This is a genomic window from Streptomyces sp. NPDC088246 (genome assembly GCF_044741025.1).
Taxonomy (GTDB): Bacteria; Actinomycetota; Actinomycetes; order Streptomycetales; family Streptomycetaceae; genus Streptomyces.
On the sequence record NZ_JBIURV010000003.1, the window covers coordinates 84,090 to 106,050 of the forward strand.

Below are 21,961 nucleotides of genomic sequence, written 5' to 3' on the forward strand. Positions count from 1 at the left end.
TGCCAATTAACCGAAAAAGTTCCGTACGTGTTCCAGACCGTCCACCAGGGCGTCGACCTCGGCGGGCGTGGAGTACAGATAGAAGGACGCTCGCGTCGTCGCAGGAATTCCGTACCGCAGGCAGACCGGCCGTGCGCAGTGGTGTCCGACCCGGACCGCGATGCCCTGCTCGTCGAGCACCTGGCCCACGTCGTGGGGGTGGATGTCGCCGAGCGTGAAGGAGATCGTGGCGCCGCGGTCCTCGGCCGTCGCAGGACCGATGATCCTGAGGTCCGGGACCTCCAGGAGCCGCTTCACCGCGTACTCGGTGATCGCGTGCTCGTGCCGGTAGATCTTCTCCATGCCGATCGCCGAGAGGTAGTCCACGGCCGCGCCGAGGCCGACGGCCTGGGCGATCGGGGGCGTACCGGCCTCGAACTTGTGCGGCGCGGGGGCGTACGTCGACGAGTGCATCGACACGGTCTCGATCATCTCGCCGCCACCGAGGAACGGCGGTAGGTCCTCCAGGAGCTCCTGCCGTCCCCAGAGCACGCCGATGCCGGTCGGGCCGACCATCTTGTGACCGGTGAAGGCCACGAAGTCCGCCTGCAGCGCCTGCACGTCGAGCACCATGTGCGGGGCGGCCTGCGAGGCGTCGATGCAGACCAGCGCGCCGACCTGCTGGGCACGGCGGATGATCTTCTCGACCGGGTTGATCGTGCCCATGATGTTCGAGACCAGGGTGAAGGAGACGATCTTCGTCTTCTCCGTGATGATCTCGTCGATGTTGGACAGGTCGAGGCGGCCGTCGTCGGTGATGCCGAACCACTTCAGCTTCGCGCCGGTGCGCTGCGAGAGCAGCTGCCACGGCACGATGTTGGAGTGGTGCTCCATCTCCGTGGTGACGATCTCGGTGTCGTGGTCCACCCGGTAGGGCTCATCGGCCCAGCCGAGCATGTTGGCCACGAGGTTGAGCGACTCGGAGGCGTTCTTGGTGAAGATCACCTCGTTGCGGCTGGGCGCGTTGATGAACGCGGCGACCTTGTCACGGGCGCCTTCGTACAGCGCCGTGGCCTCCTCCGCGATCGTGTACACACCGCGGTGCACATTGGCGTTGTGCCGCTCGTAGTACTCGTTGAGGGCGTCGAGCACCTGGCGCGGCTTCTGCGAGGTCGCCGCACTGTCCAGGTAAACGATCCTCTTCCCGTCGTGGACCGTACGATCCAGCAGGGGGAAGTCCTTGCGGATCGCCTCGGTGTCGAGGAGGCCCGGCAGCTGTGTCACGCGGAAGCGCCACCCTTCACATATGCCTCGTAGCCCTCGTTCTCCAGCTTGTCGGCGAGCTCGGCGCCGCCGGACTCGGCAATGCGGCCGTTGGCGAAGACGTGCACGAAGTCGGGCTTGATGTAGCGGAGGATCCGCGTGTAGTGCGTGATCAGCAGGGTGCCGACCTCGCCGGACTCGCGGACCCGGTTGACACCCTCGGAGACGACGCGCAGGGCGTCGACGTCCAGACCGGAGTCGGTCTCGTCGAGGATCGCGACCTTCGGCTTGAGGAGCTCCAGCTGAAGGATCTCGTGGCGCTTCTTCTCACCGCCGGAGAAGCCCTCGTTGACGTTACGCTCGGCGAACGCCGGGTCCATCTGGAGCTGGGACATCGTCTCCTTGACCTCCTTCACCCAGGTACGCAGCTTGGGCGCCTCGCCGCGGACGGCGGAGGCGGAGGTACGCAGGAAGTTGGAGACCGAGACACCGGGGATCTCGACCGGGTACTGCATCGCGAGGAACAGACCGGCGCGGGCGCGCTCGTCGACGGTCATCTCCAGGACGTCCTCGCCGTCCAGGGTCACCGAACCGCTGGTGATCGTGTACTTGGGGTGACCTGCGAGGGAGTACGCGAGGGTGGACTTGCCGGACCCGTTGGGGCCCATGATGGCGTGGGTCTCGCCCTGCTTCACGGTCAGGTCGACGCCCTTGAGGATCTCCTTCGTGGCGTTGTCGGCCTCGACGGAGACGTGCAGGTCGCGGATTTCAAGCGTTGCCATGGGTGACTCAGGACTCCTGGGTGACGGAGACGAGCACATCGTCCCCTTCGATCTTGACGGGGTATACGGGGACGGGGCGCGTCGCGGGAAGGCCGGACGGCTTGCCGGTGCGGAGGTCGAAGCTGGAGCCGTGCAGCCAGCACTCGATCATGCAGTCCTCGACCTCTCCCTCGGACAGTGAGACGTTCGCGTGCGAGCAGATGTCGTTGATCGCGAACACCTCGCCCTCGGTACGGACGACGGACACGGGGATGCCGTCGAGCTCCACCCGCTTCGGGGTGTCGTCCTCCAGCTCACTCAGCGCACAGGCTTTGACGAAGGCCATCAGACGGAAGCCTTCAGCTCGGTCTCGATCTTGTCGAGCAGCCGCGCCTCTACGTCCGGCAGACCGATCTGCTGGACGAGCTCCGCGAAGAAGCCGCGCACGACGAGCCGACGGGCCTCCTCGGCCGGGATGCCGCGTGACATCAGGTAGAAGAGCTGCTCGTCGTCGAAGCGGCCGGTCGCGGAGGCGTGACCGGCGCCGACGATCTCGCCGGTCTCGATCTCCAGGTTCGGCACCGAGTCGACCCGCGCGCCGTCCGTGAGAACGAGGTTGCGGTTCATCTCGTAGGTGTCGGTGCCCTCGGCCCTGGCTCGGATGAGTACGTCACCGATCCACACCGCGTGTGCGCCGTCGCCCTGGAGCGCGCCCTTGTAGGCGGCGTTGGACTTGCAGTGCGGAGTGTTGTGGTCGACCAGGAGTCGGTGCTCCTGGTGCTGGCCCTTGTCGGTGAAGTACAGACCGAAGAGCTCGGCCTCGCCGCCGGTGCCCGCGTAGCTGACGCGCGGGTGGAGACGGACGAGGTCACCGCCGAAGGTGACGACGATCGACTTGAACGAGGCGTCCCGGCCGACCAGGGCATTGTGCTGGCCGACGTGGACAGCGGTCTCGTCCCAGTCCTGCACGGAGACGACGGTGAGCTTCGCGCCGTCACCGAGTACGTAGTCCACGTTGGCGGCGAGCACCGCGTCACCGGTGTGGTCGATGACGACGACGGCCTCGGCGAAGGCACCCAGCTCGACGACCTGGTGGCCGTAGGCCACGCCGCCCTCGCCGTGCACCGCGATGCGGATCGGCTCGGTGAGCACGGCCTCCTTGGCGACCGTGACGACGGACGCCTGCTCGAAGGACGTGTACGCCTGGGCGGCGACGCGGTCCACCGGGGTGCCGGCCTTCCCGAGCCGGGAGTCGTCGCGGCCGACGGTCTCGACCGTGACGCCCTCGGGAGCCTCGATCGCGACCTTCACACCGCCACCGGTGGCGACGGCCGTGCCGTCGTGCAGCCCGCGCAGCCGCTCCAGCGGCGTGAACCGCCACTCCTCCTCGCGGCCGTGCGGGACCGGGAAGTCCGCGACGTCGAAGGACGGGGGCGCGCTCATGCGCGTGGCGACGGTCGACTCGGCGGCCACCGCGATGGACCCGGTGGTGGTGGACCCCGCCGGAATGTTCTGAGCCTCAGCCATGGCTGTCGTAGTGCTCGCTTTCTCTGTCAAAAGTCGGGGGATTCGGTCGTCGGACTGTGCTAGCCGACCGAACCCTCCATCTGCAGCTCGATCAGCCGGTTGAGCTCGAGGGCGTACTCCATCGGCAGCTCCTTCGCGATCGGCTCGACGAAGCCGCGCACGATCATCGCCATCGCCTCGAACTCCGTCAGACCACGGCTCATCAGGTAGAAGAGCTGGTCCTCGGAGACCTTGGAGACGGTCGCCTCGTGCCCCATCGATACGTCGTCCTCGCGGACGTCGACGTACGGGTAGGTGTCGGAGCGCGAGATCGTGTCGACCAGCAGCGCGTCACAGAGGACGTTGGACTTCGCGCCCGGCGCGCCCTCGCCGATCTCGATCAGTCCACGGTAGGAGGTACGGCCGCCGCCTCGCGCCACCGACTTGGAGACGATGTTGGAGGAGGTGTTCGGCGCCATGTGGACCATCTTGGCGCCGGCGTCCTGGTGCTGGCCCTCGCCCGCGAAGGCGATGGACAGGGTCTCGCCCTTGGCGTGCTCGCCCATCAGGTACACGGCCGGATACTTCATGGTGACCTTGGAGCCGATGTTGCCGTCGACCCACTCCATGGTCGCGCCCTCGTAGGCCACGGCGCGCTTGGTGACCAGGTTGTAGACGTTGTTCGACCAGTTCTGGATCGTCGTGTAGCGGCAGCGGCCGCCCTTCTTCACGATGATCTCGACGACCGCGGAGTGCAGCGAGTCGGAGGAGTAGATCGGCGCGGTGCAGCCCTCGACGTAGTGGACGTAGGCGTCCTCGTCGACGATGATCAGCGTCCGCTCGAACTGGCCCATGTTCTCCGTGTTGATACGGAAGTAGGCCTGCAGTGGGATGTCGACGCGGACACCCTTGGGCACGTAGATGAACGAGCCACCGGACCACACGGCCGAGTTCAGCGAGGCGAACTTGTTGTCGCCGACCGGGATGACGGTGCCGAAGTACTCCTTGAAGAGCTCCGGGTGCTCCTTCAGCGCGGTGTCGGTGTCGAGGAAGATGACGCCCTGCTCCTCCAGGTCCTCACGGATCTGGTGGTAGACGACCTCGGACTCGTACTGCGCGGCGACACCGGCGACCAGGCGCTGCTTCTCCGCCTCCGGGATACCGAGCTTGTCGTAGGTGTTCTTGATGTCCTCGGGCAGGTCCTCCCAGGACTCCGCCTGCTTCTCCGTGGACCGCACGAAGTACTTGATGTTGTCGAAGTCGATGCCCGACAGGTCGGAGCCCCAGTTCGGCATGGGCTTCTTGTCGAACAGCCTGAGGCCCTTGAGGCGCAGCTTCAGCATCCACTCGGGCTCGTTCTTCTTCGCCGAGATGTCGCGGACGACATCCTCGGAGAGCCCGCGCTTGGCTGCGGCGCCTGCCGCGTCGGAGTCGGCCCAGCCGAATTCGTACGTGCCCAGACCCTCGAGCTCAGGGTGGGCAGTCTCCGTAGGGAGCGTCATGCGGGGTTCCTCCCGGCCGTGCTTGCAGATGCTGAATTGGTGGTCTGTGGTGCTGAGTGGCCGCTGCGCGGAATGTACGTCGTACACACACCGTCGCCGTGGGCGATGGTGGCCAGACGCTGCACATGCGTCCCGAGGAGGCTGGAGAAGAACTCCGTCTCCGCCTCGCACAGCTGCGGATACTGCTCGGCGACATGAGCGACCGGGCAGTGGTGCTGGCACAGCTGCTCGCCCCGCTGCGGGCCGGGCGCGCTACGCGCCGTAGCAGCGTACCCGTCGGCGGACAAGGCCTTGGCCAGCGCCTCGGTGCGTGCCTGGGGATCCGCGGCCTCGATCGCCGTGCGGTACGCCTCGGACTGGGCCGCGATCCTGGCCCGGGCGAAAGCGACGACCGCTTCGTCGCCCGAGGTCTCGGCGATCCAGCGCAGCGCGTCCGCGGCGAGCTTGTCGTAGGACTGGTCGAAGGCGTCGCGCCCGCAGTCGGTGAGGGCGAACGCCTTGGCCGGACGGCCACGGCTCCGCGCCCCGTACACCCGCTGTTCGCGGGCTTCGACGACACCGTCGGAGACGAGGGCGTCGAGGTGGCGGCGGACCGCGGCCTGGGTGAGGCCGAGGCGCTTCGCCAGCTCGGCAACGGTGGACGGGCCGTGGTCCAGGATGGATCGCGCGACCCGGTTGCGCGTCGAGCGCTCTCCGGTCGCGAGTTCCTCCTGCGGTGACTCCCGCTTGGCCTCGCCGTATTTCACAACGCCATTGTTGCGTAATTCATCGAGCCCTGACAACCACGGCCCGGAACGATCTACGGTGCCGTTCATCACTTAGGGTCACCTAATTCGGCCCCGGGACACGGCGTACTTCCGCCCCTGCCTAGACTTACCGGCCATGAAGAGCGAGTCCGCCGTGCAGGTCCGTGGCCTGGTAAAGCGGTACGGCACCAAGACCGCGGTGGACGGCCTCGACCTGTGTGTACGCACCGGCGCGGTCACCGCCGTCCTCGGCCCCAACGGCGCCGGCAAGACCACCACCATAGAAACTTGCGAAGGCTACCGCCGCCCGGATGACGGGACGGTACGGGTCCTCGGCCTCGACCCGGTCACCGAGGCCGCGAAGCTCCGCCCCCGGATCGGCGTGATGCTCCAGTCGGGCGGCGTCTACTCCGGTGCACGCGCCGACGAGATGCTCCGCCACATGGCGAAACTCCACGCCGATCCGCTGAATGTGGACGCCCTGATCGAGCGCCTCGGCCTGGGCAGCTGCGGTCGTACGACCTACCGTCGGCTCTCCGGCGGCCAGCAGCAGCGGCTCGCCCTGGCCATGGCCGTCGTCGGCCGTCCCGAACTGGTCTTCCTGGACGAGCCGACCGCCGGCCTCGACCCGCAGGCCCGCCGCTCCACCTGGGATCTGGTACGGGAACTGCGGGCCGATGGCGTGTCGGTCGTCCTCACCACGCACTTCATGGACGAGGCCGAGGAGCTCGCCGACGACGTCGCCGTCATCGACGCGGGCAAGGTCATCGCCCAGGGCAGCCCCGAGGCGCTCTGCCGCGGCGGCGCCGAGAACACCCTGCGCTTCACCGGCCGCCCCGGTCTCGACCTCGGCTCCCTCCTGAAGGCACTGCCCGACGGCACGGAAGCGGCCGAGCTCGCTTCCGGCACGTACCGCATCACCGGCGACGTCGGCCCGCAGCTGCTGGCCACCGTCACCTCCTGGTGCGCGCAGCACGGCGTGATGCCGTCCGGCATCTCCGTGGAGCGGCACACCCTGGAGGACGTCTTCCTGGAACTGACCGGCAAGGAGCTGCGCGCATGAGCGCCGGTACGTACACCCCGCAGGCGGGCGCCGCCCCGCTGTCCCGCATGATCACCGCGCAGACCGCGCTCGAGACGCGCATGCTGCTGCGCAACGGCGAGCAGCTGCTGCTGACCGTGATCATCCCGACGCTGCTGCTGGTGCTGTTCAGCGCGGTCGACATCGTGGACACGGGGGCGGGCAAGTCCGTCGACTTCCTGACGCCGGGCATTCTCGCGCTCGCCGTGATGTCCACGGCCTTCACGGGCCAGGCCATCGCCACCGGTTTCGAGCGGCGGTACGGGGTGCTCAAGCGGCTCGGTGCCTCGCCGCTGCCCCGCTGGGCCCTGATGACCGCCAAGACGCTTGCGGTCCTGGTCACCGAGGTGCTTCAGGTGGTCCTGCTCACGGTGATCGCGTTCGCGCTCGGCTGGTCACCGCACGGCAACCCCTTCGCCGTCCTGATGCTCCTCGTGCTCGGCACCGCGGCCTTCTCCGGACTCGGGCTGCTGATGGCCGGGACGCTGAAGGCGGAGGCGACGCTCGCCGCGGCCAATCTGGTCTTTCTGCTGCTGTTGGTCGGCGGCGGGGTGATCGTGCCGCTGGACAGGTTCCCGGACGCGGTGCAGTCGGTGCTGGGGCTGCTGCCGATCGCGGCGCTGTCGGACGGACTGCGGAATGTGCTCCAGCACGGCGCGTCGATGCCGTGGAGCGATCTCGGCATCCTCGTGGTGTGGGCGGTGCTCGGGCTGGGCGCGGCGGCGAAGTTCTTCCGCTGGGAGTGAGCCGGCGGACGCGCTCCGTCGACGTTTCGGGGTGACTCGTCCCCCCTCGTGAAAGCTTGCACAAGCTTCCGCCTACGATGGTGCGCGTGCCCAAGCTGACCCGAGCCGAAGTCGCTCAAGCCGCGCGGAACCCGCTCCTCTACATCGCCGAGCGATGGACTCCGTCGCCCCGCACGGTCCGCCGTGCGGCCATGTCGGCCGTCGTCATGGCCGTACTCATCGTCGTGACCGGCGGCGCGGTACGGCTGACCGGCTCCGGCCTCGGCTGCCCGACCTGGCCCAAGTGCACCGACGAGAGCCTGACGGCGACGAGCGAGATGGGCTTCCACGGCGCCATCGAGTTCGGCAACCGGATGCTGACGTACGTCCTTTGCGCGGCAGTCGGGTGGGCGATCATCGCAGCCCGGTCCGCGAAGCCCTGGCGGCACAGCCTCACCCGGCTCGGCTGGGTGCAGTTCTGGGTGGTCATGGGCAACGCGGTGCTCGGCGGCATCGTGGTGCTGGTCGGCCTCAACCCGTACACCGTCGCCGCGCACTTCCTGCTCTCCACGGCGCTGCTCAGCGTCGCGATGGTGACCTGGCAGCGGGTACGTGAGGGCGACGCGGCGCCCCGGCCGCTGGTGGGCAAGGCGGTGTCCCAGCTGACCTGGCTGCTCGCGGTCGTGGCGGGGCTGCTGATCGCGGTCGGCACGGTCGTCACGGGCGCCGGACGGCACGCGGGTGACTCCAGCGACGTCCACCGCATTCCGATCGACTGGAAGATGATCACGCAGCTGCACGCCGATCTGGCCTGGGCCGTGGTGGCGCTGACCGTCGCTCTCTGGTTCGTGCTGAAGGCCGTGGACGCGCCGGTCGGTCCGCTGCACCGCACCCGTGATCTCTTCCTGGTGCTGCTGGGGCAGGGCGTGATCGGTTACGTCCAGTACTTCACGGACACCCCGGAGATCCTCGTCGGCCTGCACATGTTCGGCTCGTGCCTGGTGTGGATCGCGGTCGTGCGGGTGCTGCTGTCGTTGCGTGAGCGGCCGATGGCCGTCGCCGCGGTGCCCGGTGCCGCTGCCGCTGCCGAGCAGCCGGAGCCCGCCGCGGCGGGCTGAGCCCTGGGCTGTGACCCCGGCGTTCGAAGCCGGGTCCACGGCAGCCCGACCTGCCCGTGGACCGGCGGGCGGTCGCTACCCGGTGACCGAGCTCGACACGTCGCATCCCTCCACCACGAGCCCGGGACGGGCCCGGCCCTCGGTGTCGTGACTCCATTCGGCCTCGATCTCGCGCTGCTCGCCCGGCAGCAGCCACAGATGGTTGTCGCTGAAGCAGGCCGGCGGCACGCGCCGGTCGGTGTGCCGGTCGGTGTGCCGGTCGCTCAGCGATAGCCGTACCAAGGCGGCGACGGTGGCGCCGTCGTTGCCTACCCCGCCCGCGGCCGGGTCACTGTCCTCGTGCCCAGTCCTCCGGCGCCACGTCCAGCAGTTCGGCGATCCGGGCGCGGTCCGGCAGCGGCCCGTGGTCACCGGTGACCCGAAGCGCGGCGCCCGCGGTGAGATGCCCCAGCCGCAGCGCCCGTACTGTGTCCCCGCCGCGCAGCAGCCCGGGCCGGTCGGACAGCTGTCCGACCGGCCTCGGTCCGTTCCGCCCGCTCGGGCTCAGCCCTTGTTGGACGGGCCGCCGATCTGGATACCGGCCATCCGGGTCCACTCGTACGGGCCGGTGTGGACCTTCGCGGCGAACTCTCCGTCGAAGGACTCGTGCATCGTGATCCCGGCCTTCTGAGTGGCGCTCTCGGCGATCGCGTACGACGGGGCGACCAGATCGCCCCAGCCGCCGTCCTCGCCCACGAGAACGATGCGGGTGCCCATCTGCCCGATGTAGGCGAGCTGTCCCTCCGCACCGCCGTGTGCCTTGGAGAAGGCGCCGATCTGCTTGGCGAGCTTCGCCGCCCTGCGCTCCGCGCGGGCCGCCTGCTTGCCGCTCTCCACCTGGGTCTCTGCCGTCTCTGCCATGCTCAAGATGCTACCGACGGGTAGATCAACGTGCGACGGGCGGGGCACGTGGCATGGACCACGCACCCCGCCCGTCGGCGGGAATCGAGGGAGCGGGACTACCTCAGGAAGGGGTCGACCGCCACGGCGACGAAGAGCAGCGAGACATAGGTGATCGACCAGTGGAACAGCCGCATCTCCTTGAGCTTGGCCCCGGACACCCCGGCCCTCGCCCGGTTCTGCAGACCGTGCGCCTCCCAGAGCCAGAACCCGCCGGTCAGCAGCGCCACCGCCGTGTAGAACCAGCCGGTGTAGCCGAGCGGGGTGAGCAGCAGCGAGACCGCCACCATCACCCAGCTGTAGATGACGATCTGGCGGGCCACCACCCGGTTGGAGGCAATGACCGGGAGCATCGGGACGCCGACCCGGGCGTAGTCGTCCTTCACCTTCATCGACAGCGGCCAGTAGTGCGGCGGCGTCCAGAAGAAGATGACGGCGAAGAGGATGACCGCGGCCCAGGACATCGAGTCGGTCACGGCGGACCAGCCGATGAGGACCGGCATGCAGCCCGCGATGCCACCCCAGACGATGTTCTGCGAGGTGCGGCGCTTCAGCAGCATCGTGTAGACGACGACGTAGAAGAGCAGCGCACCGAGCGACAGCGCCGCCGACAGCCAGTTGACCAGCAGTCCGAACCAGACCGTGGAGATCACCGCGAGGGCGATACCGAAGGCCAGGCACTCGCGCGGGCTCACCATTCCGGTGACCAGCGGACGCTGCGACGTACGGTCCATCAACGCGTCGATGTCGCGGTCGATGTACATGTTCAGCGCGTTGGCACCGCCCGCGGAGAGGTATCCGCCGATGGTGGTAGTGAGAACGAGCCACAGATCGGGTACACCCTGAGCGGCCAGGAACATCACCGGAACAGTGGTGATCAGCAACAGCTCGATGATCCGAGGCTTGGTCAGTGCGACGAATGCCTTGACACGGGCCCCGAACGGGCGATGGCCCCTTGGGCTGGGAGTCAAGGCGACCCCTGCGGGTCGGGACTCGACGGCCGTCACGCACACCCCTGACAGAGAAATCCCAGCAAGCTCCGGGCGTGAAGGCCCAGTAAAGACTTGCGCGAACCAGACCACTGTAGACGTTGGGGACAGGCCGCCCTTCGCGGGGGTGGGGTCGTGTTGAAGTGGCGCAGAAGTAAGCAGAAGTAAGGGGACACGCTCATCGGAGTGGCGCACAAGGGACCTCGCTCACCGAAGTGGCGCAGAAGTAGGAGGGCGCGCTCATCGGAGGGCGCAGGAGTAGAAGGAGATGCTCATCGGAGGGCCCATAAGTAAGGGGGCACGCTCATCGGAGTAGCGCATAAGTGAGCCGTTGCGCTCATACGGGAGGCGAACTCCGCGGACCGCCTGCACCCTGGAAAGCAGCCGGAAAATGCGCGTTCCGACGGGGGTAGGCTCGACAACGCCCGGTGCGGTAACCAGTCACCGGTTTACAACAGTGGAGAGGAGCCCTGACTCAGGGTGAGCACCAAGCCGACCACCACAGACCTCCAGTGGACCGAATTGGACCAGCGGGCCGTGGACACTGTCCGCGTCCTTGCCGCCGACGCCGTACAGAAGGTCGGAAACGGCCACCCGGGCACGGCGATGAGCCTGGCTCCCGCCGCGTACACCCTCTTCCAGAAGGTGATGCGGCACGACCCCGCCGACGCGGAGTGGACCGGTCGCGACCGGTTCGTGCTCTCCGCGGGTCACAGCAGCCTGACCCTCTACATCCAGCTCTACCTGGCCGGCTACGGCCTGGAGCTCGATGACCTCAAGGCTTTCCGTACCTGGGGCTCGAAGACCCCCGGTCACCCGGAGTACGGCCACACCACCGGCGTCGAGACGACCACGGGCCCGCTCGGCCAGGGCGTCGCCAACGCGGTGGGCATGGCGATGGCCGCCCGCTACGAGCGCGGCCTGTTCGACCCGGAGGCGGCCCCCGGCACCTCCCCGTTCGACCACATGGTCTGGGTCGTCGCCGGCGACGGCTGCCTCCAGGAGGGCATCTCCGCGGAGGCATCCTCGCTGGCCGGGCACCAGAAGCTCGGCAACCTGGTCCTGCTGTGGGACGACAACCACATCTCCATCGAGGGCGACACGGAGACCGCGGTCTCCGAGGACACCCTGAAGCGGTACGAGGCGTACGGCTGGCACGTCCAGCGCGTCGACCAGCTGCCCAGCGGCGACCTGGACCCGGCGGGTCTGTACAAGGCGCTGCAGGCCGCCAAGGCCGAGACCGGGCGCCCGTCGTTCATCGCGGCCCGCTCGATCATCGCCTGGCCCGCCCCGAACGCCCAGAACACCGAGGCCTCGCACGGATCCGCGCTCGGTGACGAAGAGGTCGCCGCGACGAAGAAGGTCCTCGGCTTCGACCCGGAGAAGTCCTTCGAGGTCTCCGACGAGGTCATCTCCCACACCCGCGAGGCGCTGGACCGCGGCCGCGAGGCCAAGGCCGAGTGGGAGAAGGCGCTCGCCGCCTGGCGCACCGCCAACCCGGAGCGCGCCGCCGAGTTCGACCGGATCTCCGCGGGCGAGCTGCCCGCGGGCTGGGAGGACAAGCTTCCGGTCTTCGAGCCGGGCAAGAGCGTCGCCACCCGCGCCGCCTCCGGCAAGGTGCTCCAGCAGCTCGGCGAGGTCGTCCCCGAGCTCTGGGGCGGCTCCGCCGACCTCGCGGGCTCGAACAACACCACGATCGACAAGAGGTCGTCGTTCCTCCCGACGGGCAACCCGCTGCCCGGCGCGGACCCGTACGGCCGCACGATCCACTTCGGTATCCGCGAGCACGCCATGGCCGCGGCCATGAACGGCATCGCGCTGCACGGCAACACCCGCATCTACGGCGGCACCTTCCTGGTCTTCTCCGACTACATGCGCAACGCCGTGCGCCTGTCCGCGCTGATGCACCTGCCGGTGACGTATGTGTGGACGCACGACTCGATCGGTCTCGGCGAGGACGGCCCGACCCACCAGCCGGTGGAGCACCTGGCCTCGCTGCGCGCCATCCCGGGTCTGAACATCGTCCGCCCGGCCGATGCCAACGAGACATCCATCGCCTGGCGCGAGATCCTGCGCCGCTACACCAAGGTGTTCGGCGAGGGAGCCCCGCACGGTCTGGCGCTGACCCGCCAGGGCGTGCCGACCTACGAGGCGAACGAGGACGCGGCCAAGGGCGGCTACGTGCTCTTCGAGGCCGAAGGGCCCGAAGGTCAGAACACGCCGCCCAAGGTCCTCCTGATCGGTACGGGCTCCGAGGTGCACCTCGCCGTCGAGGCGCGCGAGGAGCTGCAGGCCGCCGGTATCCCGACCCGTGTGGTCTCGATGCCGTCGGTCGAGTGGTTCGAGGAGCAGGACCAGGCTTACAAGGACAGTGTTCTGCCGCCGTCCGTGAAGGCCCGGGTCGCGGTCGAGGCCGGTATCGGTCTGACCTGGCACCGGTACGTCGGAGACGCCGGCCGGATCGTCTCGCTGGAGCACTTCGGTGCCTCGGCCGACGCCAAGGTCCTCTTCCGCGAGTTCGGTTTCACGGGCGAGCACGTCGCCGCCGCCGCGCGGGAATCTCTCGCCGCCGCCGCACGCTGACGCCGTTATACGACTAGTAGGAGATGCAATTCTCATGACAGACGCACTCAAGCGCCTCTCCGACGAGGGCGTGGCGATCTGGCTCGATGACCTGTCGCGCAAGCGGATCACCTCGGGCAACCTTGCCGAGCTGATCGACCAGCAGCACATCGTGGGCGTCACCACCAACCCGTCGATCTTCCAGAAGGCGATCTCGCACGGCGACGGTTACGAGCAGCAGCTCACCGACCTCGCCACCCGCAAGGTCACCGTCGACGAGGCCATCCGCATGATCACGACGGCCGATGTGCGGGACGCTGCGGACATCCTGCGTCCTGTCTTCGACGCCACGGACGGCCAGGACGGCCGGGTCTCCATCGAGGTCGACCCGCGCCTGGCCCACCACACCGATGCCACCGTCGCCGAGGCCAAGCAGCTGGCCTGGCTGGTGGACCGGCCCAACACGCTCATCAAGATCCCGGCGACGAAGGCCGGTCTCCCGGCGATCACCGAGGTCATCGGCAAGGGCATCAGCGTCAATGTCACGCTGATCTTCTCGCTGGAGCGCTACCGCGAGGTCATGGACGCCTACCTGGCGGGCCTGGAGAAGGCGAAGACCGCGGGCCTGGACCTCTCCAAGATCCACTCGGTGGCTTCGTTCTTCGTGTCCCGCGTGGACTCCGAGATCGACAAGCGGCTCGACGCGGTCGGCACCCCGGAGGCCAAGGCGCTCAAGGGCAAGGCAGCTCTCGCCAACGCCCGGCTCGCCTACCAGGCGTTCGAGGAGGTCTTCTCGTCGGACCGCTGGGCGGCCCTGGACAAGGCGCAGGCCAACAAGCAGCGTCCGCTGTGGGCCTCGACCGGTGTCAAGGACCCCGCGTACAAGGACACCCTGTACGTCGACGACCTGGTCGCCCCCGGCACGGTGAACACCATGCCCGAGGCCACCCTGGACGCCACGGCGGACCACGGGCAGATCACGGGCAACACCATCGCCGGCACCTACGAGCAGGCCCGTGCCGAGCTCGACGCCGTAGCGAAGCTCGGGATCTCCTACGACGACGTCGTCCAGCTCCTTGAGGACGAGGGCGTCGAGAAGTTCGAGGCGTCCTGGATCGACCTGCTCAACTCGACCGAGGCGGAGCTCAAGCGCCTCGCCCCTTCGGAGGGCTGACCACCTTGTCTGGTGTTCCCGGAGCCAACCCGCTTCGTGACCCCCAGGACCGACGGCTCCCGCGCATCGCCGGACCGTCGGGCCTGGTGATCTTTGGCGTCACGGGCGATTTGTCCCGTAAAAAGCTGATGCCCGCCGTCTACGACCTGGCCAACCGCGGCCTGCTGCCGCCGGGCTTCTCCCTCATCGGTTTCGCGCGCCGCGAGTGGCACGACGAGGACTTCGCACAAGAGGTCCACGACGCCGTCAAGCAGCACGCCCGTACTCCGTTCCGCGAAGAGGTCTGGCAGCAGCTCATCCAGGGGATGCGCTTCGTCCAGGGCAACTTCGACGACGACGAGGCCTTCGAGACACTGAAGGCCACGATCCAGGAGCTCGACAAGGAACAGGGCACGGGAGGCAACTTCGCCTTCTACCTGTCCGTGCCGCCGAAGTTCTTCCCCAAGGTCGTCCAGCAGCTCAAGAAGCACGGGCTCGCCGACCAGAAGGAGGGCTCCTGGCGGCGTGCCGTCATCGAGAAGCCCTTCGGCCACGACCTGAAGAGCGCGCAGGAGCTCAACCAGATCGTGCACGACGTCTTCCCGCCCAACGAGGTCTTCCGGATCGACCACTACCTGGGCAAGGAGACGGTCCAGAACATCCTGGCGCTGCGGTTCGCCAACACGATGTTCGAGCCGATCTGGAACCGGAGTTACGTCGACCACGTCCAGATCACGATGGCCGAGGACATCGGCATCGGCGGCCGGGCCGGCTACTACGACGGCATCGGCGCCGCTCGTGACGTCATCCAGAACCACCTGCTCCAGCTGCTGGCGCTGACCGCGATGGAGGAGCCCGGCTCCTTCCACCCGAAGGCCCTGGTCGCCGAGAAGCTCAAGGTGCTCACGGCGGTGGAGCTGCCGGAGGACCTCGGCAAGCACACCGTGCGCGGTCAGTACGCGCACGCCTGGCAGGGCGGCGAGGAAGTCCCCGGCTATCTCGAAGAGGACGGCATCGACCCCAAGTCGAAGACCGACACCTACGCCGCGATCAAGCTGACGATCAACAACCGCCGCTGGGCGGGCGTGCCGTTCTACCTCCGCACCGGCAAGCGGCTCGGCCGCCGGGTCACGGAGATCGCGGTCGTGTTCAAGCGCGCCCCGTATCTCCCCTTCGAGTCCGGCGCCACCAAGGAGCTGGGCGGCAACGCCCTGGTCATCCGGGTCCAGCCGGACGAGGGCGTGACCGTGCGGTTCGGCTCCAAGGTGCCGGGCACCTCGATGGAGGTCCGGGACGTCACGATGGACTTCGCGTACGGCGAGTCCTTCACGGAGTCCAGCCCGGAGGCGTACGAGCGGCTCATCCTCGATGTGCTGCTCGGTGACGCCAACCTCTTCCCGCGGCACCAGGAGGTCGAACTCTCCTGGAACATCCTCGACCCGATCGAGGAGTACTGGGACAAGCACGGCAAGCCCGCGCAGTACCCGGCGGGCACCTGGGGCCCGGCCGAGGCGGACGAGATGCTTGCACGAGACGGACGGAGCTGGCGCCGGCCATGAAGATCGATCTCACGGAAACCACTTCCAGCAAGATCAACCAGGCGCTGGTGTCGGCCCGCCGTGCCATCGGCACCCCGGCCATCGGCATGGTGCTGACCCTGGTCATCGTCACCGACGAGGAGAACGCGTACGACGCCCTCAAGTCGGCCGGCGACGCCTCGCGCGAACACCCCTCGCGGATCATCGCGGTGATCAAGCGGGTCAGCCGCTCGCCGCGCAGCCGCCGGGACGCCCGGCTCGACGCCGAGGTGCGGGTCGGCTCCGACGCGGGAACCGGCGAGACCGTCGTCCTGCGTCTCCACGGCGAGCTGGCCAACCACGCCCAGTCGGTGGTCCTGCCGCTGTTGCTGCCGGACGCCCCGGTCGTGGTCTGGTGGCCCGAGGGCGCCCCCGACGATCCGGCGAAGGACCCGCTGGGCGCGCTCGCCCAGCGCCGGATCACGGATGCGTACTCGGCGGAGAACCCGGGTGACGAACTCGCGGTGCGCGCCCGGTCGTACACCCCGGGCGACACCGATCTGTCCTGGACCCGCATCACACCGTGGCGCTCGATGCTGGCGGCCGCGCTCGACCAGCAGCAGGTCGAGGTCGTCTCGGCGACGGTCGAGGGCGAGTCGGAGAACCCGAGCTGCGAGCTGCTCGCCATGTGGCTCGCGGACCGGCTCAAGGTTCCGGTGGAGCGCACTCAGTCCGGCGGCCCCGGTCTGACGGCCGTGCGGATGCAGACCAAGAACGGCGTCATCGTCCTGGACCGGCCGGACGGTTCGCTGGCCACGCTCTCGATGCAGGGCCAGCCGGACCGTGCGGTGGCGCTCAAGCGGCGGGACACCGCCGAGCTCCTCGCCGAGGAGCTGCGGCGCCTGGACCCGGACAACACCTACGAGACGACGGTGAAGTTCGGCGTGGAGAAGCTCGGCGGACCGGCGGAGCCGAAGCCGGCCGAGCCCGCCCCCACTGCCGCCCCTGCCGCCGCGAAGAAGACCGCGGTCAAGAAGGCGGCGGCGAAGTGAGTGCCCCTCAGCTTGTCGTGCACCGCGACAAGGAGCTGATGGCGCAGGCCGCCGCGGCCCGGCTGATCACGAAGATCGTGGACGCCCAGGCCGCGCGCGGTCACGCCTCGGTGGTGCTCACCGGCGGGCGCAACGGCAACGGCCTGCTGGCCGCACTCGCCGACGCGCCCGCCAGGGACGCGATCGACTGGTCGCGGCTCGACCTGTGGTGGGGCGACGAGCGGTTCCTGCCGGAGGGCGATCCGGAGCGCAATGTCACGCAGGCCCGCGAGGCCCTGCTGGCCTCGGTGCCGCTGACCCCGTCCCGGGTGCACGCGATGCCCGCTTCGGACGGCCCCTGCGGCAACGACGCCGACGCGGCAGCGGCCGCGTACGCCGGTGAACTGGCCGCGGCGGCCGGTCCGGAGGACCACGGTCCGGTGCCGACGTTCGATGTGCTGATGCTGGGCGTCGGCCCGGACACACATGTCGCGTCGCTCTTCCCGGAGCTGCCCGCGGTACGGGAGACCGAGCGCACCGTCGTCGGTGTGCACGGCGCTCCCAAGCCGCCGCCCACCCGCATCTCGCTCACGCTGCCCGCGATCCGGGCGGCACGCGAGGTGTGGCTGCTCGCCGCGGGCGAGGACAAGGCGGAGGCCGCGGAGATCGCGCTCTCGGGCGCCGGGGAGATCCAGGCACCGGCAGCCGGTGCGTACGGACGCAGCCGCACTCTGTGGCTGCTGGACGCGGCGGCGGCCTCACGGCTGCCGCGCGCGCTGTATCCGCCGGCCTCTCCCTGAGCGGTCGTCAGCACCGTTGTACGCAGGCCCGGTTCGCTCTTCGGAGCGGCCGGGCCTGCGGCGTGAAAGGCTCGGCCCATGATGCGTATCGCAACCGTGGTGACGGGTGCTTCGGACGTACGGCGCGCGGCGGCCTTCTGGAAGGCGGCGCTCGGCCATGTGGAGCGCGAGCCCTCGCAGGACGACTGGGTGGTGCTGGTCCCGGCCGATGGACACGGTGTCGGGCTGTCCCTGGGGCGGAGCGGTACGCCGGTGCAGGAGATCCCCCGGGTCCATCTCGACCTGTACACCGCGGAGCAGGACGCCGAGGTGGACCGGCTGATCGCACTCGGCGCGGCGCGGGTCGACTGGGAACTGTACCCGGACGACCCGGATTTCGTGGTGCGCGCCGACACCGAGGGCAACAGGTTCTGCGTCATCGGCACGACGCACGGCTGACCGTCGCGGTCACCTGGCCGGCGGGGTGCGCTCCAGGAAGGGCTCCAGCAGGCCGGGGACGGCCTCGGACGCGAAGTCGAGGCCCTCGCTCGCATCCGTGTCGTACGCCGTGTACGCGCCCGCTCCGGCGGCCGTCGTCGCGGTGAGGCTCAGCACCCCGGCCCGCCGCTGGAAGTACGTCTGCCTGACCGTCCAGCCGATGACACCGGCCCGTTCCAGCGCGGCGGTCGAGCGCCGGACCGTGCCGGACCGGACCACCAGGTAGTCGCCACTGATGGTGTGTCCCAGGCCGCGGTACGCGTCCCGGGCCAGGAACACCCCGACGGGCAGCCCCACGACGGCGCAGACGAACGCGATCCGGAGCAGGACGGGCGTCAGCAGCACACCCAGCAGGGCCAGGACGAGTACGGGGGCGGCGGTGGCCCAGAACGCCCGGCGCAACCGGCGGCCGCGGGCCGCGAGGGGGTGCCCGGTCAGCGGGGCACCGGTCGGGGACGTGGTCTCGCGCAGGACGTCGGCGGCGACCGTGTCGGCGACGGGCCGGGGCGCGGCGGGCAGCAGGGTGTTGTGGTCGCCGTGCTGCTCCTCGTCGTCCTTGGCCAGTCCGGTGGTGATCGCGTCGACCCGGGCTGCGCCGAACAGCCGGATGCCGAGCGGTTCGACGAGGTCGACGCCGCGCAGCCGCCGCTCCTCGATGGAGACCGACCGGGAGGTCAGCAGGCCGCGCCGGATGCGCAGCGTGCCGCCGGGTTCGCGCTCCAGCCGGTAGCTCCACCACATCTCGACCCACAGGCCGAGCGCGCCGACGACACCGGCGGCCACCGCGGCGACGGCGAGGATCACGATCATGGCGAGCAGTGAGGTGTCCCGGAACCGGTCGCCGATCCAGTCGATCACCTGTCCCTGGGCCCCGAACCAGTCGCTGACCTGCATCACCGCACCGGCCGCCGCACCGCCGAGCGCGGGGGCGACGAAGGAGACCGGTGCGTAGCGGATCCAGCGCGGGTCGAGGGCGGCGAGCTCGCCCTCGCGATGGGTGCCCGGGGTGCCGGTGGCTGAACGTTCCAGCAGCTCGAGGCGGAGCCGTTCGCCCTCGGACCTGGGGACCGGGTCGAGCTCCAGGGTGGATTCGTTGCCGGAGTGCTCGCCGGTGCCGATGCGGACGGTGACCAGGCCGAGGACCCGTTGCAGCAGATGGGCGGTGAGGTCGACGCTGCGGATGCGTGTCCGGGCCAGTGAGCGCTTCTTGACCAGCAGCAGCCCGGTGTGGAGCTCGACCCGTTCGGCGCCGATGCGGTAGCGGGTGCGGCGCCACCGTACGTAGTCGCCGGCCGCGGCGCAGCCGATCAGCACGATCGCACCGGCCAGCACCCAGGCGACCGCGTGCCCGAACCCGAACCGTCCGGAGAGGCCGAGCGTGGTGGGCACGGCCGCACCGGCCGCCACCCCGGCCGTGACGAGTGCGCTGACGAGGACCGTACGCCGGTCCAGCCGCCGCCAGTCGGCAGGGGTGGCCGCCTCGGGGCCGGTGACGCCGCCCTCGCCCTCGGCGTCCGGGGCCACGGCCGCCTCGGAGCTCATGTGGCGTCCCCGGGGGTCTCCTGGGTGATCCGGGTCAGCCGCTCGGCCAGCTCGGCCGCCAGTTCGTGGCCCAGTCCCTCGATCCGCACCGCGCCCTTGGACGATGCCGTGGTCACGGTGACCGTGGCGAGCCGGTAGAGCTGTTCGAGCGGGCCGCGCACGGTGTCCACGGTCTGGATCCGGGACATCGGGGCGATCCGCCACTCCTGCCTCAGAACGCCGGTTCTGACGTACACCGCTTCGTCGGTGACCTCCCAGCGATGGGTGCGGAACCACCAGAGGGGGAAGAGGACGGCGCAGCCGCCGCCGAGGACCGCGAGGATCGCGGCGGGCAGCAGCAGCCAGAACCGGGCGGGCTCGATGAACGCGCCCAGCACGGCCAGCACGACCACCGGCACTGCGGTCAGCAGCAGCCACTGGGCCCGCCACCAGCCGACGGCCCTCGGGTCCAGTGTGTTGTTCGGCGGCCTCAGCCGCACCGTCCGCTCCCCCGTGGTCATCGGCTCAGCGCCCCCTGCGGGCGCGGTACGCCTGGACGAGCGCGGCGGTCGAGCTGTCCAGCTGCTCGCCCCCCTCCGCCGCGGCAGCGGCCGATGTCGACGTCTCGGTCAGCACCGGCTCGATCTTCTTGGCGAGGACCTTGCCGAGTTCGACGCCCCACTGGTCGAAGGAGTCGATGTTCCAGATGGCCCCCTGGACGAAGACCTTGTGCTCGTACAGCGCGATCAGCTGGCCGAGGACGGACGGCGTCAGTCTGTCGGCCAGAATCGTCGTCGTGGGGTGGTTGCCCCGGAAGGTCTTGTGCGGCACCAACTCCTCGGCGACGCCCTCGGCGCGGACCTCGTCCGGCGTCTTGCCGAAGGCCAGCGCCTGGGTCTGGGCGAAGAAGTTGGCCATCAGCAGATCGTGCTGGGCGACCAGACCGGGCAGCAGGTCGGCGACCGGCTCGGCGAAGCCGATGAAGTCGGCCGGGATGACCTTGGTGCCCTGGTGGATCAGCTGGTAATAGGCGTGCTGCCCATTGGTGCCGGGGGTGCCCCAGACGACCGGTCCGGTCTGCCAGTCGACCGGATTGCCGTGCCGGTCCACGGACTTGCCGTTGGACTCCATGTCCAGCTGCTGCAAGTACGCGGTGAACTTGGACAGATAGTGACTGTAGGGCAGTACGGCATGCGACTGCGCGTCGAAGAAAGCGCCGTACCAGACGCCCAACAGGCCCAGCAGCAGCGGGACGTTGTCCTCGGCGGGGGCGGTGCGGAAGTGCTCGTCGACGAGGTGGAAGCCGTCGAGCATCTCGCGGAACCGGTCCGGGCCGATGGCGATCATCAGCGAGAGTCCGATGGCGGAGTCGTACGAGTAACGGCCGCCGACCCAGTCCCAGAACTCGAACATGTTGGCGGTGTCGATGCCGAAGTCCGCGACCTTCTCGGCGTTCGTGGACAGCGCCACGAAGTGCTTGGCGACAGCGTCCTGATCGGCCTTCAGACCGGTCAGCAGCCAGTTGCGGGCCGAGGTGGCGTTGGTGATGGTCTCGATCGTGGTGAAGGTCTTCGACGCGATGATGAAGAGCGTCTCGGCCGGATCGAGATCGCGCACGGCCTCGTGGAGGTCGGCGCCGTCGACGTTCGACACGAAGCGCACGGTGAGCGAGCGGTCCGTGAAGGAGCGCAGCACCTCGTACGCCATGGCGGGGCCGAGGTCGGAGCCGCCGATGCCGATGTTGACGATGTTCTTGATGCGCTTGCCGGTGTGACCGGTCCACTCCCCCGACCTGATGCGGTCGGAGAAGGCCGCCATCCTGTCGAGTACGGCGTGCACGGCGGGCACCACGTTCTCGCCGTCGACCTCGATCACCGCATCGCGCGGGGCACGCAGCGCGGTGTGCAGGACGGCGCGGTCCTCGGTGGTGTTGATCTTCTCGCCGCGGAACATCGCGTCCCGCAGCTCAGCCACGCCGGTGGCCACGGCGAGCTCGCGGAGCAGCCGGAGCGTCTCGTCGGTGACCAGGTGCTTGGAGTAGTCGACATACAGATCGCCGACCCGGAGGGTGTATCCGGTGCCGCGCTCCGGGTCGTCCGCGAAGAGCTGCCGCAGATGTGTCGCCCCGAGCTGCTCGCGGTGCTTGCCCAGAGCGGTCCACTCGGGCGTCTGGTTGAGCCTGGTTCGGCTTGGAGTATTCATCCCGGATATCAGCCCACTTCTTCTCGTGCCTGCAGATGCCCCGCTGCCCTTCCAACTTAATTGATCAGAGGGGTTGACGAGGCAATGGC

21 protein-coding genes are annotated in these 21,961 nt (G+C 69.1%); 9 read left to right on the top strand and 12 right to left on the bottom strand.

The window, feature by feature from the left end:
• Nucleotides 1–6: 6 nt before the first annotated feature.
• The 6 genes from ACIPEK_RS05535 to ACIPEK_RS05560 are packed head-to-tail and all read right to left on the bottom strand — an operon-like array spanning nucleotide 7 to nucleotide 5,793.
• A complete protein-coding gene (locus ACIPEK_RS05535) occupies nucleotides 7–1,263 on the bottom strand; it encodes a cysteine desulfurase (protein ID WP_383067774.1) in 1,257 nt (418 codons plus the stop codon).
• Nucleotides 1,260–2,024: a Fe-S cluster assembly ATPase SufC gene (gene sufC, locus ACIPEK_RS05540; protein ID WP_401991000.1), complete on the bottom strand. Its 765-nt coding sequence runs from the start codon at nucleotides 2,022–2,024 to the stop codon at nucleotides 1,260–1,262. Before sufC ends, ACIPEK_RS05535 begins: the two co-directional genes overlap by 4 nt.
• Nucleotides 2,025–2,031: 7 nt before the next feature.
• A complete protein-coding gene (locus tag ACIPEK_RS05545) occupies nucleotides 2,032–2,349 on the bottom strand; it encodes a bifunctional 3-phenylpropionate/cinnamic acid dioxygenase ferredoxin subunit (protein ID WP_093899509.1) in 318 nt (105 codons plus the stop codon).
• Complete coding sequence (sufD, locus tag ACIPEK_RS05550) at nucleotides 2,349–3,530, bottom strand: Fe-S cluster assembly protein SufD (protein WP_401991003.1); 1,182 nt, start codon at nucleotides 3,528–3,530, stop codon at nucleotides 2,349–2,351. Before sufD ends, ACIPEK_RS05545 begins: the two co-directional genes overlap by 1 nt.
• Nucleotides 3,531–3,589: 59 nt before the next feature.
• On the bottom strand, nucleotides 3,590–5,011 hold the full coding sequence (sufB, locus tag ACIPEK_RS05555) for a Fe-S cluster assembly protein SufB (RefSeq protein WP_093899511.1): 1,422 nt from the start codon (nucleotides 5,009–5,011) through the stop codon (nucleotides 3,590–3,592).
• Nucleotides 5,008–5,793: a helix-turn-helix transcriptional regulator gene (locus ACIPEK_RS05560; protein ID WP_401991827.1), complete on the bottom strand. Its 786-nt coding sequence runs from the start codon at nucleotides 5,791–5,793 to the stop codon at nucleotides 5,008–5,010. The genes sufB and ACIPEK_RS05560 overlap by 4 nt, the downstream gene beginning before the upstream one ends.
• 100 nt (nucleotides 5,794–5,893) lie before the next feature.
• Here ACIPEK_RS05560 and ACIPEK_RS05565 point away from each other — a divergent pair, with 100 nt between their 5' ends.
• From ACIPEK_RS05565 to ACIPEK_RS05575, 3 genes are all read left to right on the top strand, one after another.
• On the top strand, nucleotides 5,894–6,820 hold the full coding sequence (locus tag ACIPEK_RS05565) for an ABC transporter ATP-binding protein (RefSeq protein ID WP_401991006.1): 927 nt from the start codon (nucleotides 5,894–5,896) through the stop codon (nucleotides 6,818–6,820).
• The gene (locus tag ACIPEK_RS05570) at nucleotides 6,817–7,584 is read left to right on the top strand and encodes an ABC transporter permease (RefSeq protein WP_401991009.1); all 768 of its coding nucleotides are present in this window, start codon (nucleotides 6,817–6,819) and stop codon (nucleotides 7,582–7,584) included. The genes ACIPEK_RS05565 and ACIPEK_RS05570 overlap by 4 nt, the downstream gene beginning before the upstream one ends.
• A 77-nt stretch (nucleotides 7,585–7,661) precedes the next feature.
• Entirely contained in the window at nucleotides 7,662–8,681 is a 1,020-nt protein-coding gene (locus tag ACIPEK_RS05575; protein WP_401991012.1) for a heme A synthase, read from the top strand.
• Nucleotides 8,682–8,756: 75 nt separating this feature from the next.
• Here the strand turns inward: ACIPEK_RS05575 and ACIPEK_RS05580 are convergent, their stop codons facing one another.
• From ACIPEK_RS05580 to ACIPEK_RS05590, 3 genes are all read right to left on the bottom strand, one after another.
• Nucleotides 8,757–9,092 (bottom strand): hypothetical protein, encoded by a 336-nt coding sequence (locus ACIPEK_RS05580; RefSeq protein WP_401991015.1) that lies wholly within the window; start codon nucleotides 9,090–9,092, stop codon nucleotides 8,757–8,759.
• 132 nt (nucleotides 9,093–9,224) lie between these two features.
• Nucleotides 9,225–9,581, bottom strand: coding sequence for a hypothetical protein (locus ACIPEK_RS05585; RefSeq protein WP_383067758.1), 357 nt, complete (start codon nucleotides 9,579–9,581; stop codon nucleotides 9,225–9,227).
• A 98-nt stretch (nucleotides 9,582–9,679) separates the two neighbouring features.
• A complete protein-coding gene (locus tag ACIPEK_RS05590) occupies nucleotides 9,680–10,633 on the bottom strand; it encodes a heme o synthase (RefSeq protein ID WP_401991018.1) in 954 nt (317 codons plus the stop codon).
• Between the two features lie 456 nt (nucleotides 10,634–11,089).
• Here ACIPEK_RS05590 and tkt point away from each other — a divergent pair, with 456 nt between their 5' ends.
• The 6 genes from tkt to ACIPEK_RS05620 all read left to right on the top strand — a co-directional run bounded on the left by tkt (nucleotide 11,090) and on the right by ACIPEK_RS05620 (nucleotide 18,110).
• Complete coding sequence (gene tkt / locus ACIPEK_RS05595; RefSeq protein ID WP_401991021.1) at nucleotides 11,090–13,192, top strand: transketolase; 2,103 nt, start codon at nucleotides 11,090–11,092, stop codon at nucleotides 13,190–13,192.
• A gap of 34 nt (nucleotides 13,193–13,226) precedes the next feature.
• Complete coding sequence (gene tal, locus ACIPEK_RS05600; RefSeq protein ID WP_401991024.1) at nucleotides 13,227–14,345, top strand: transaldolase; 1,119 nt, start codon at nucleotides 13,227–13,229, stop codon at nucleotides 14,343–14,345.
• A gap of 5 nt (nucleotides 14,346–14,350) precedes the next feature.
• Nucleotides 14,351–15,883 (top strand): glucose-6-phosphate dehydrogenase, encoded by a 1,533-nt coding sequence (gene zwf, locus ACIPEK_RS05605; protein ID WP_327275856.1) that lies wholly within the window; start codon nucleotides 14,351–14,353, stop codon nucleotides 15,881–15,883.
• The gene (opcA, locus tag ACIPEK_RS05610) at nucleotides 15,880–16,893 is read left to right on the top strand and encodes a glucose-6-phosphate dehydrogenase assembly protein OpcA (protein WP_401991027.1); all 1,014 of its coding nucleotides are present in this window, start codon (nucleotides 15,880–15,882) and stop codon (nucleotides 16,891–16,893) included. Before zwf ends, opcA begins: the two co-directional genes overlap by 4 nt.
• On the top strand, nucleotides 16,890–17,672 hold the full coding sequence (pgl, locus tag ACIPEK_RS05615) for a 6-phosphogluconolactonase (protein WP_093899520.1): 783 nt from the start codon (nucleotides 16,890–16,892) through the stop codon (nucleotides 17,670–17,672). The genes opcA and pgl overlap by 4 nt, the downstream gene beginning before the upstream one ends.
• A gap of 78 nt (nucleotides 17,673–17,750) precedes the next feature.
• Nucleotides 17,751–18,110 carry a VOC family protein gene (locus ACIPEK_RS05620; protein ID WP_401991030.1) on the top strand — a complete coding sequence of 120 codons (360 nt, stop codon included), beginning with the start codon at nucleotides 17,751–17,753 and terminating at the stop codon, nucleotides 18,108–18,110.
• A 9-nt stretch (nucleotides 18,111–18,119) separates the two neighbouring features.
• On the opposite strand, the gene ACIPEK_RS05625 is transcribed toward ACIPEK_RS05620, so the two are convergent.
• The 3 genes from ACIPEK_RS05625 to pgi are packed head-to-tail and all read right to left on the bottom strand — an operon-like array spanning nucleotide 18,120 to nucleotide 21,872.
• The gene (locus ACIPEK_RS05625) at nucleotides 18,120–19,691 is read right to left on the bottom strand and encodes a PH domain-containing protein (protein WP_401991033.1); all 1,572 of its coding nucleotides are present in this window, start codon (nucleotides 19,689–19,691) and stop codon (nucleotides 18,120–18,122) included.
• Complete coding sequence (locus tag ACIPEK_RS05630) at nucleotides 19,688–20,191, bottom strand: PH domain-containing protein (protein WP_401991036.1); 504 nt, start codon at nucleotides 20,189–20,191, stop codon at nucleotides 19,688–19,690. The genes ACIPEK_RS05625 and ACIPEK_RS05630 overlap by 4 nt, the downstream gene beginning before the upstream one ends.
• A 4-nt stretch (nucleotides 20,192–20,195) precedes the next feature.
• On the bottom strand, nucleotides 20,196–21,872 hold the full coding sequence (gene pgi, locus ACIPEK_RS05635) for a glucose-6-phosphate isomerase (protein ID WP_401991039.1): 1,677 nt from the start codon (nucleotides 21,870–21,872) through the stop codon (nucleotides 20,196–20,198).
• Nucleotides 21,873–21,961 lie beyond the last annotated feature (89 nt).

Excerpts from the sequence above, each read along its gene's own strand:
- ACIPEK_RS05630 (WP_401991036.1), bottom strand. The coding sequence starts at position 20,191 with ATGACCACGGGGGAGCGGACGGTGCGGCTGAGGCCGCCGAACAACACA.
- ACIPEK_RS05620 (WP_401991030.1), top strand. The coding sequence starts at position 17,751 with ATGATGCGTATCGCAACCGTGGTGACGGGTGCTTCGGACGTACGGCGC.
- ACIPEK_RS05545 (WP_093899509.1), bottom strand. The coding sequence starts at position 2,349 with ATGGCCTTCGTCAAAGCCTGTGCGCTGAGTGAGCTGGAGGACGACACC.
- ACIPEK_RS05570 (WP_401991009.1), top strand. The coding sequence starts at position 6,817 with ATGAGCGCCGGTACGTACACCCCGCAGGCGGGCGCCGCCCCGCTGTCC.
- ACIPEK_RS05575 (WP_401991012.1), top strand. The coding sequence starts at position 7,662 with ATGGTGCGCGTGCCCAAGCTGACCCGAGCCGAAGTCGCTCAAGCCGCG.
- sufB (WP_093899511.1), bottom strand. The coding sequence starts at position 5,011 with ATGACGCTCCCTACGGAGACTGCCCACCCTGAGCTCGAGGGTCTGGGC.
- ACIPEK_RS05565 (WP_401991006.1), top strand. The coding sequence starts at position 5,894 with ATGAAGAGCGAGTCCGCCGTGCAGGTCCGTGGCCTGGTAAAGCGGTAC.
- opcA (WP_401991027.1), top strand. The coding sequence starts at position 15,880 with ATGAAGATCGATCTCACGGAAACCACTTCCAGCAAGATCAACCAGGCG.
- tal (WP_401991024.1), top strand. The coding sequence starts at position 13,227 with ATGACAGACGCACTCAAGCGCCTCTCCGACGAGGGCGTGGCGATCTGG.
- sufC (WP_401991000.1), bottom strand. The coding sequence starts at position 2,024 with ATGGCAACGCTTGAAATCCGCGACCTGCACGTCTCCGTCGAGGCCGAC.
- ACIPEK_RS05585 (WP_383067758.1), bottom strand. The coding sequence starts at position 9,581 with ATGGCAGAGACGGCAGAGACCCAGGTGGAGAGCGGCAAGCAGGCGGCC.
- sufD (WP_401991003.1), bottom strand. The coding sequence starts at position 3,530 with ATGGCTGAGGCTCAGAACATTCCGGCGGGGTCCACCACCACCGGGTCC.
- ACIPEK_RS05625 (WP_401991033.1), bottom strand. The coding sequence starts at position 19,691 with ATGAGCTCCGAGGCGGCCGTGGCCCCGGACGCCGAGGGCGAGGGCGGC.
- pgi (WP_401991039.1), bottom strand. The coding sequence starts at position 21,872 with ATGAATACTCCAAGCCGAACCAGGCTCAACCAGACGCCCGAGTGGACC.